The sequence below is a fragment of the uncultured Campylobacter sp. genome (assembly GCF_938015785.1).
GTDB lineage: Bacteria > Campylobacterota > Campylobacteria > Campylobacterales > Campylobacteraceae > Campylobacter_B.
Genome location: NZ_CALLWC010000025.1, coordinates 1 through 10,330, shown reverse-complemented (window position 1 = coordinate 10,330; position 10,330 = coordinate 1). Strand labels below are relative to the sequence as shown.

Here is a 10,330-nt window from a genome sequence, read left to right as displayed (position 1 = left end):
ATATCAGAAACTGTTGAAACTGATAAGAGAAAATCCGCTTAAGTTTAATTGAGCCTAAATATATATCTAAACGGTAATATGCAAGCAGCAATTAAAAGTCTTGAAAAAGTTTGTAATAGCGATCTTAAAGATAGAGATATAGTTTGCAAAAATATCGAGGAACTGAAAGCCTGCCTAAAAGACAAAGAGTGTAACCCTATAAAAAAAGGTAAAATTATTTTTGAAGGTGTCGAAAGGAAATTGTATGGGGAAAATTAATTTTGTATTTTATTCTATGATATTTTTAGCTTCTATCGTAATGGCTGGCAAGCCTACGGCTGAAGAGGAAAATCTTTATAACGAATGCGATAAAGGAAATGGCAAATATAGTTCGTGTACTAAACTAATAGAAATTTTATCTAAAAAATGCGATGGCGGAGATATGATCGGATGCTCGGATCTTGGTTATATATTAGGTCCTAAGCTTGGTATGCGTGAAGCTTCTATCACTCCTTATGAAAAATCTTGCAAGGCGGGTATTGCGGAGTCTTGTTTTGCTCTTGGAACACAAGACATAGGTTTAAGAGGCAACATTAAAAAGGCTGTTATAAATTACACTACGGCTTGTGAAAAATTTACCGATCAGAAAAAACTATTTAAACTAAGATCTTGCGCGTTGAAGACGGCTTTAGAAAACTGCTTACGAGATGAGGAGGAACACGATCCCGTAAAGTGTGCGCTAGAAGCATTTAAAGAAATAACTGATAAATACAACGCAAATTCAACAAAGGAGTAAAAGATGGCAAATCTGAAGGAGGCAAAGAGCGATAATGAAAGAATTTTATCCCGAGATTTCGACGCTTTTGATCTTAATGATGCCGGTCGCGGCAGAGTGCAATCAAAGTGTAGCCGCTAGTAAAAAGATAAAATTTACGTCGCCTGCCGATCTAAATTTAAATTTATATCATTCGTAAGGATTAAAATGAAAGCACTATTGTTTATACTCGCGTCGGTTCTGTTTTTAAAGGCTGAGAGCGTAAGCAAAATTTATTCTCTAGGGGTGCCTGCATGCGATACTTACGATTTAAATTTTAAGAAATGCAGTAGCGGCGACGGCAAAGCATGCTATTTGGCGGCTTTAATTCTAAATAATAGATCTTGCGCACAAAAAAACGACGATTTGGCATTGGAATTTTTTGAAAAATCATGCAGTTTGGGATATGCCAAAGGCTGCATTTTTATGGGACAAGCGTATTCGCTTACTTCTTTGGACGAAAAACACGCGAAAATCAAGACATATTACGAAAGAGCTTGCGAGCTGGACGCGAAATTTTGCGACGATTACGGGCTTTTATATTTTTACGGCGAGGGCGTAAAAAAGGATGAGCTTGCGGCAAAAGAGTATTTTAAAAAATCCTGCGATGCGGGAAATCCCGCAGGATGCGGGCACTTTGCCACATCGTTAAACAGAGAGAATGAGAATATAAATGAGGTTATGAAATTTTATGAAATCGGCTGCAACGGAGAGCATTACCCTTCGTGCTACGCTTACGGACTGCTGTTGTGGGCTAAAGTAGATAAAAATAAAGGCAAAAATTTTTGCAAGAAGGCTTGCGATAAGGGTAATATAAAGGAAGCGTGCAAATGGGTACTCGATATGAGCGAGGAGGAGGAGGAGCAAATTTTATATTTGAGGCGGTATTTAAAGCTGGGCTGCAAAGACGGCAATGCGCAAATGTGCAAGGATTTAGGAAAAATAGGGAATTAGGGCAGAATTTTAAATACTAAATTGCCCCACTTGCAAGCTCATAAAATTCGGACTTTAAAATTTAATCTTAATTGGGCTATAATCTTAGAATTAATATTCAAAAAGGAGTTCTTATGCAAACACAAAATAATTTTATAAACCGCGAGCTAAGCTGGCTACGCTTCAATACCCGCGTGCTGGAACAATGCAAAAAGGATATCCCGCTAATTGAAAAATTAAAATTCCTAGCGATTTACAGCACGAATTTAGACGAATTTTATATGATCCGCGTGGCGGGCTTGAAGCAGCTTTTTACCGCCGGCGTTATAACCAGCGGGGACGATGAGATGACGCCTCTTGAGCAGCTACGCGCGATCCGCTCCTATCTAAGAAACGAACAAACCGAGCTTGAGCAGCAGTATTTCGGCATCCAAAAAGAGCTTTGCAAAAACGGGCTTTTTATCAAAAGTTACGACGAGCTACCGCCCGAGCTCAAGCCGGTAGCGGACGAGTTTTTCTTCTCGCAGATAATGCCTGTCATCGTCCCGATCGCAGTGGATGCGACCCATCCCTTCCCTCATCTAAACAATCTCAGCTTCTCCCTCGCAGTCAAGCTCTGCGACGAGGGCGCGCCCGAGTCGGTGCATTTTGGGATGATTAGAATTCCGCGCGTGATCCCGCGCTTCGTGCAGGTCGCGCAAAACACCTACGTGCCGATCGGCACCATCGTAAAGCGCCATGCGGAGGAGATTTTCCCGGGCTACAAGCTCATCAGCTCCGCAGCTTTCCGCGTCACGCGAAACGCAGATATCGTAATCGAGGAGGAGGAAGCGGACGATTTTATGATGATCCTGGAAGCGGGGCTTAAACTGCGCCGCAAGGGGGCTTTTGTGCGGCTTCAGATCGAAAAAGACGCCGATGCCGAACTATTAGAATTTCTAAATTCTCATCTTAAAATTTTTTACAAAGATATATATGAATGCGCCGTGCCGCTTACGCTGGACGGGCTTTGGGAGATCGCTTCCAATAAGGATTTTTCCTTTCTAGCCCATCCTCAGTATCTGCCAAAAACTCTGCCCCCCTTTAACGAAAACACCTCCGTTATGAGCGCGATGGAGAAAGAGGATATCTTGTTAATTCATCCTTACGAAAGCTTCGATCCTGTCCAAAAGCTCATCAAAGAAGCCGCCAAGGATCCAAAGGTCATCTCGATCCGTATGACGCTGTATCGCGTGGAGAAAAACTCCCCGATCGTCCAGAGCCTGATCGAGGCCGCAAGCGACGGCAAGCAGGTAACGGTGATGGTCGAGCTTAAGGCGAGGTTTGATGAGGAAAACAACCTGCACTGGGCAAAGGCGCTCGAAGACGCGGGCGCGCACGTGATCTACGGCATCACGGGCTTTAAAGTCCACGCCAAGGTAACGCAGATCATCAAAAAAGAGGAAGGCAAGTTAAAATTTTATATCCACTTAGGCACGGGCAACTACAACGGCTCTAGCGCTAAAATTTACACCGACGTGAGCTTTTTTACCTGCGGCGATCGCTTCGATAAGGACACGACGAATTTCTTCCACATCCTCTCGGGCTACAACAAAAACCGCAAGCTGGACAACCTCTCTATGTCGCCGATGCAGATCAAAGAGCGGCTTCTAGCGATGATAAAAAACGAGGAGAAAAAAGGCTCTGCCGGCAGGATCATCGCTAAGATGAACGCTCTTGTCGACGGCGATATGATCAAGGCGCTGTATAAAGCAAGCGCCGCGGGCGTAAAGATCGATCTCATCGTGCGCGGTATCTGCTGCTTGCGCCCGGCGCTTAAGGGCGTCAGCGAAAATATCCGCGTGATCTCGATCGTCGGCAAATACCTGGAGCACGCTAGAATTTTTTACTTCGCGCACGCGCAGCCCAGCCTATACATCGCGAGCGCGGATTGGATGCCGCGAAATTTAGAGCGCAGACTGGAGCTGATGAGCCCGATCTACAACGAAAATTTGCAAAACAAACTCAAAGAAATTTTAAAACTTCAGCTAAGCGACAACGAGCTTGCATTCGAGCTGCAAAGCAGCGGCGAGTACCGAAAGATCGCGCCGAAAAAGGGCGAAGAGAGGATCGACGATCAGGAATTTTTAGAAGCTTATTTTAGTAAAATTTATAAAAATATCCGCAAACACGACGAAAGCGGCACTGCGCTAACTAAGCTTTTGAAGGAGAGCTAACGCGGTTCTGTTCGGTTTGCGCCAGGGCTAGCTGCGCATTAAGCCCGCGCGCAAGCCGAGCTTATAAATACCAAATGAGGAATTTTGCGCCGCAAACGCGCGAGTAGATTTACAGAAATTTCAAAGGGATTAAATGAAAAGATATCTTTATCTAGCCGTTATAGCTATGTTTTGCATGGGGGGAGTCTTTGAAGACGCGGACAAGCTCTATGAGGACGGCGATTATTCTAAAGCGATAAAAATGTGGCAGCGCAGCTGCGACGGTGGAGATACGCGAAGTTGCTATAGGCTCGGAAACTTATATCGATTCGGCAGGAACGTCACTCAAAACTATCAAAAAGCGGCGAATTTTTATCAAAAAGCCTGCGATGACGGAGATATGACCGGTTGCTATGAGCTTGCAGGACTATACTTTGAAGGCTATGGCGTTAGACAAGATTATCAAAAGGCGGCGAGCCTGCATCAAAAGGCTTGTGACGGCGGCAATATGTTTTCGTGCAATTTGCTTGCAATTTCATACGAATCCGGTATCGGCGTCGTAGGAGACAAACACAAGGCTATGGTTTTGCGTCAAATGATTTGCGATAACGGCGATGCAGATATGTGCAATAACCTCGCATATTTATATAAAAACGGCAACAAGGTCAGACAGGATTTGCAAAAGGCGGAGATTCTATATAAAAAAGCGGCTGTTTTGTACCAAAAGAAGGCTCAAATAAATCAAAAGAAATGCGATGAGGGCAGCCTATATGAGTGTCAGCGCCTAGCAGATCTATACTTGGACGGCAAGGGCGTAGAGAAGGATTTCAAAAAGGCTGCGGATTTATACCAAAAGGCTTGTAGCGGCGGCAGAGCGACGTCGTGCTTGATTCTGGGAGACTTATACAAAGAAGGCAATTACCAAAAAGCAGAAAGCCTATATCAAAGCGGGCTAAATTTGCTTAAAAATACTTGCGAGAACGGGGATGCGGACTCGTGTAATTATCTCGGGGATTTATACAAAAATGGATGGCACATTAAACAAGATAGATCATTAGTAAAAGAATTTTACGGAAAAGCATGCGATTTAGCAGAGCAGATCGGCTGTGACGAATACAAGCAATTAAACGAAGCGGAACTCATCAATGATAAACACGGCATCGCACCGATCGCGCCTTAATCCGTGAATCTCGCGTACTTGTGCGCAAACATGACTACGCGTAGATAAAATTCCGCTCACTTATGATAAAATTTTGGAATTTCTCAAGTTAAAATTTTAAAATTTACTCACTGTCTCATCGCATGCATTTCATAAAAATACTTTTAAATTTAAAGTAAAAATTTGTAATTTTAAAAAATGTAAATTTAAGAGATAAAGGCGTAAACCTGGGAATTCTTTAAATTTAATTAAATTTTATAACTATAAATGATAAATAAATTCTTTTTAATTTAAATTTAAAGAATTTTTCACTAATATACTGCTCTTTTTAATAACGCATATGAGAAATAGTATTATAAAAGGATCAAAATGAGCTTATTTAGGTTTTCTATTGCAGCGGCAGGAGCGCTCTGCTTATGCGCGGCTACTTTAGCTGCACAGGACGATAGCGAAGGTGGCTCCCAAAATTTAGGGCAGATCAATGTTACGGGAAACGTAGAAAGCGACCCGCTTACCAAAAAAGTCGGCGAAACGAAAAAGAGCGCCAAGCAACTCGCCAAAGAGCAAGTTAGCGACAGTAGAGATATGGTTCGTCACGAAACCGGCGTTTCAGTTGTCGAAAGCGGAAGATTCGGTGCTAGTGGTTATTCGATCCGCGGAGTAGATGAAAATCGTGTAGATATAAGCATAGATGGACTTCGCCAAGCAGAAACGTTAAGCTCGCAAGGTTTTAAAGATCTATTTGAAGGATATGGAAACTTTAATAACACTAGAAACGGCGTTGAGGTTGAAAACGTAAGACAGGTAGATATCACTAAAGGTGCAGATTCGGTAAAAAGAGGCTCGGGCGCGCTAGGTGGTTCTGTGGCGTTTGAGACAAAGGATGCGAGAGACTATCTAACGGAGAAGGATTGGTATTACGGATTTAAGCGCGGGTATCAAAGTGCGGATAGACAAAACTGGCAAAGCCACGCAGCTGCAGTTCGGTTTAAGTGGTTTGATCTTTTGGCTATTCATACTGATAGAGAAGGACATGAACTAAAAAACTGGGGATATAAAAAATATGATCCTACTGTTATAAGAAAAGTTAGAGAAAAACCTGATCCTTATAGAATTTACAAAAAAAGCACATTGGTAAAATTTGGCTTTCAGCCTACCGATACCGATAGATTTAGCCTAGGATACGATAAGTCTAATATAAAATCAGAGGGAATAGACTGGTCGAATCAATTTGCTCTTTATAATACGCAAACTCCTTGGGGAGCCTTGACTAACGATATACGACATACCAACGATAGAAGCGAAAGAAAAAACTATTCGTTCACTTACGAAAATTTCGACGAAACGCCTTTATGGGATAGCTTAAAATTTAGCTATAACAAGCAACATATTAAGTTAAAAGCGAGAACGGATGAGTATTGCGAGGGCGATAATTGCGCGGGGATTTCAAATCCGTCCGGTCTACATATAAACGAAAACGGAAAAATGGTAGATAAATACGGAGGGGAAGTAAAGACATGGCTAAAGTGGGGATTTATGCCTACGTTAGTAGATAGCCAGTTTGATTTTTCGGATCCGGATAATCCAAAAAACGAATCCCATATATTAGATATGGATGCATATAGCAGTTATAAACCTAATGATGATGCCTATATCAATTGTGATGAATATGATTGCTCTAAAGGTATGACTCTTTTTGATACAAATAGCGGTACATATAAAACATATTCAATAAATAAAGTAACTACGCCTTATAGTAAAGGCAATTACGGCAAATTATCACCGGTTGGTTCGGATGAGATACTTTTACCTAGCCAAAACGGATACGTAGAAAATAACTGGAAGGATAGAGATTTAAACACCAATACTAAGCAGTTTAATCTTGATCTTACAAAAGACTTTCATATAAAAAGTACAGAACACTCTTTAAGTTATGGAGGGCTTTATAGTAAAAGCGATAAAAGTATGGTAAATAGGGCGGGTTACTCTCCTCAAAATAAACAATGGTGGGCTAAATACTTTGCAGGAGTTAGAAATACTAATCCTAAGTTTCCCATATTAGGCACTTGGTATCCAGATAAATGCCAATCATATACCAATGCCTCTGCCTATAATAACGCTTGCGGTCACGAAGATGATCCTTTTAGCTTCCTTATTCCGGTTGAAACCAAAACCGGAGCGCTTTATGTGGGAGATGACTTTCGTATAAACGATGTTTTAGCCTTTGATCTTAATTATAGGTATGATAAGGTTAAACACAATCCATCATATACCCCAGGCGTTACGCCAAAAATTCCAACTGATCTATTTATCGGAATGTTTGTTCCTTATACTCCACTTCCTGGTACGCCGTCTAGTGATGAGATAAAGGCGCATAAGAATGCAAATGCAGAAGCCAACGCCGTATATTTAGCTTCTCAGAAGAGAAAATATTCGGCAAATTCATATTCTTTATCTACAAGCATCGATCCACTTGATTTTTTCAGGCTTCAGCTTAAATACGCAAACGGATTTAGGGCGCCTACTTCGGATGAAATTTACTTCACTTTCCAGCACCCTGATTTTTCGATATATCCGAATTTGGATTTGAAAAAAGAAACGGCAAAGACTAAAGAGATTGCCTTTACGTTTCATAATTCGCCAAGCTTCGTTACATTGAATTTATTCCAAACGGATTATAGGAATTTTATAGATTTACAATATAAAGGGGAATTTCAGCTTCCTTATGGAAACGGTGGAAGTACAATGCCTGCCTCTGTGTATCAAAACGTAAATCGTCCAAAAGCAAGAGTAAGAGGAATAGAGATAGACTCGAGACTGGCTTTGGATCAAATTTGGCAACCATTGCAGGGTTTTAGCATTGGATACAAGCTAAGTATCCAAAAGGGTAGAATGGACATAGGTAATGGCAAAATAGATACCCCGATGAATGCGATCCAGCCTAGAACGGCGGTTTATAGTGTAAGCTACCAAAGCCCAGGCGATAAATTCGGCGCAGATCTATTTGTAACTGCGGTAGCTGCAAAAAAAGGAGACGACACCTATAATATGTATTGGTATGAGCAAGCGCGAAGCGGTAAAATCGTAAACGGCAAACCTGTAAGCAATAGCGAAGTGGAATGGAGAAGCGGCGCATATACCACGATAGACTTCGTAACATATGTAAAGCCGATCAAATATCTAACTCTTCGTGCAGGCGCATATAATATAACCGATCGCAAATATATCACTTGGGAAAGTGCCAGATCAATAAGGCCTTTTGGAACTAGCAATCTGATAGATCAAGAAACAGGACTTGGCATCAACCGCTTTTACTCGCCGGGTAGGAACTATAAACTCACATGGGAGTTTCAGTTTTAAAAATTTAATCAAGTGTTTGACGTCTTATTAAAACAAAAGCCTTTGGAATCAAAATTTATAGATTTATTACTAAATTTAAAAAGGATGGCGATAGTAAATCATTTGGTATCATTTAGATTCCCGAATTTTATGTAGCATATAAATTTCAAATTTTACGTAGCGCGGCAGGCCAAAGGCTTCTTTCTGTGATGACATCAGCTTTATAATTTTGCAACGACGCTCGCGATCTTTCCGTCGCTTCGAGATCGAATTTTTTGCCCGTGTAAATTTACCGAGCCGGAAAACATAGCATCCGTATGTGCTAAAAATTTCGCAAGCGCACAGCCCCACACTACACAAATCGCAGGGGAATTTTAATGCCGTAATCCGCAAGCGTATCATCTCGCCTCCAAGCGAAGATAGCCTTTTTGCGGCAATGTGCGTAATCTATTTCTCTTCGCTCTATCTCGCCCGCTTGTGACGACAAATCTTATAAACGCAGTGGTCCTTTAAAAATTTTAACTTCAAATTTTGCTCCGAAGCTCGCTAAATTTAAGGAAGAGCCCACACAGATAAATTGTTCTATTTTCGCGCGGCGCACGAGGTTTTTAAATTTGCGGCGCCCGTATGAAGCTTTAAAGCTTGCTAAGTCTCGCCGTCGTTAGCGCGCAGGGCTGATCCGGCTAGCGATCTTTTGCGCGATTTATCTCCTTGTATTATTTGCTTAAAATCCCGCCGCGGTATATGTCGGCGCTGGACAAATCATAGCTTCGTTTTAAATTTAATCCTCATATCCTCTAATGCCAATATGCCTTCCCTCTATCTTAGGAACTACGGGCTTCTTTTTAAGCTTAACGCCATACAAATTAATGCCGTAAAGTTTGCTAAGGCGGATAAAATCGACGTTAAGCTCCTCTAAATCGGTATCGCGAAGATCAAGATATTTAAGACTCGTCATATCGTTTATACTCTGCGGTAATTTTTTAATTGCAGTCTCGGAGATATCTAAAATTTCTAAATTTTTTAAATTTCCGATGCTTTCCGGAAGCTGCGTAATATTTTTGCCGTGGATGTAAAGCTCCTTTAAATTATGTAGGTTTCCGATGCTCTCAGGGATTTTCGTAATGGCTTGGCTGTTAATTTTCAGCTCTTCCAAAGCATCAAGCATGCCGATGCTCTCAGGCAGACCCTCTTGCTTATATCTGCCAATATCAAGCTTTTTTAAGCTTTTTAATGCGCCGATACTTTCAGGGATTTCTTGTATATTTTCAGACCAAATATCAAGCTCCTGCAAATTATGCAAATCCCCCAACTCAGACGGGATCGTTTTGATATTTGAACTTATATGAAGCCTTTTGAGCGACGGGATTTTTACGGCGAGCCGCAATCTCTGCTCGTCCATATGGCCCCACTCCTCAAGATTGGGTAAATTTACGATATTTTCAGGAGGAGAGGTAAAATCTTCGCTTAGTTCCTTTAGACTCGGCATTCGCGAAACCTCATCGGGTAGCGCCTCTATATGCGTGTTCGTAAGATATAAAATTTCCAGACTTTTCAGCTCTGCTAGATACGTAGGCAAAGTATGTAAAAAATTACAACTATAACAGTGGAGCTCTCGCAGCTTGCTCATCCCTGTAATCTGTGGCGGCAATTGCGAAATATGCGTTTCATCCAGTTCGAGATATTCTAAATTCTTTAAATTCGCTACATTCGCGCTCAACTCTTTTACGGGGCAACGATCCAAAATCAGAGTCTTAAGATTTGGAATTTTAGAGATATTTTCACTAATCTCCGTAAATTTAGTAGCACGTAAACCTAAATACTCGAGCTTTTTTAAATTTTGCACGCACGAAGGCAGATCCGAAACTCTTGTGCCTTGCAAATCGAGCTTTTTTAAATTTGAAAGCAAGC

Annotated in this window: 7 protein-coding genes; 6 read left to right on the top strand and 1 reads right to left on the bottom strand. The window is 41.5% G+C overall.

Annotated features, from left to right (window positions below; all coding sequences use genetic code 11):
* The first annotated feature begins 244 nt into the window (after positions 1 to 244).
* The 6 genes from Q0393_RS03505 to Q0393_RS03480 all read left to right on the top strand — a co-directional run bounded on the left by Q0393_RS03505 (position 245) and on the right by Q0393_RS03480 (position 8,440).
* Entirely contained in the window at positions 245 to 775 is a 531-nt protein-coding gene (locus Q0393_RS03505) for a hypothetical protein (RefSeq protein WP_297949251.1), read from the top strand.
* Positions 776 to 809: 34 nt separating this feature from the next.
* Positions 810 to 953, top strand: coding sequence for a hypothetical protein (locus Q0393_RS03500; RefSeq protein ID WP_297949253.1), 144 nt, complete (start codon positions 810 to 812; stop codon positions 951 to 953).
* 8 nt (positions 954 to 961) lie between these two features.
* On the top strand, positions 962 to 1,747 hold the full coding sequence (locus Q0393_RS03495) for a hypothetical protein (protein ID WP_298977948.1): 786 nt from the start codon (positions 962 to 964) through the stop codon (positions 1,745 to 1,747).
* 113 nt (positions 1,748 to 1,860) lie between these two features.
* Complete coding sequence (locus tag Q0393_RS03490; RefSeq protein ID WP_298977947.1) at positions 1,861 to 3,942, top strand: RNA degradosome polyphosphate kinase; 2,082 nt, start codon at positions 1,861 to 1,863, stop codon at positions 3,940 to 3,942.
* Between the two features lie 133 nt (positions 3,943 to 4,075).
* A complete protein-coding gene (locus Q0393_RS03485) occupies positions 4,076 to 5,101 on the top strand; it encodes a tetratricopeptide repeat protein (RefSeq protein ID WP_298977946.1) in 1,026 nt (341 codons plus the stop codon).
* A gap of 348 nt (positions 5,102 to 5,449) precedes the next feature.
* Entirely contained in the window at positions 5,450 to 8,440 is a 2,991-nt protein-coding gene (locus tag Q0393_RS03480; RefSeq protein WP_298977945.1) for a TonB-dependent hemoglobin/transferrin/lactoferrin family receptor, read from the top strand.
* A 760-nt stretch (positions 8,441 to 9,200) separates the two neighbouring features.
* On the opposite strand, the gene Q0393_RS03475 is transcribed toward Q0393_RS03480, so the two are convergent.
* A partial coding sequence (locus Q0393_RS03475) for a hypothetical protein (protein ID WP_298977944.1) occupies positions 9,201 to 10,330 on the bottom strand: 1,130 nt, incomplete at its 5' end.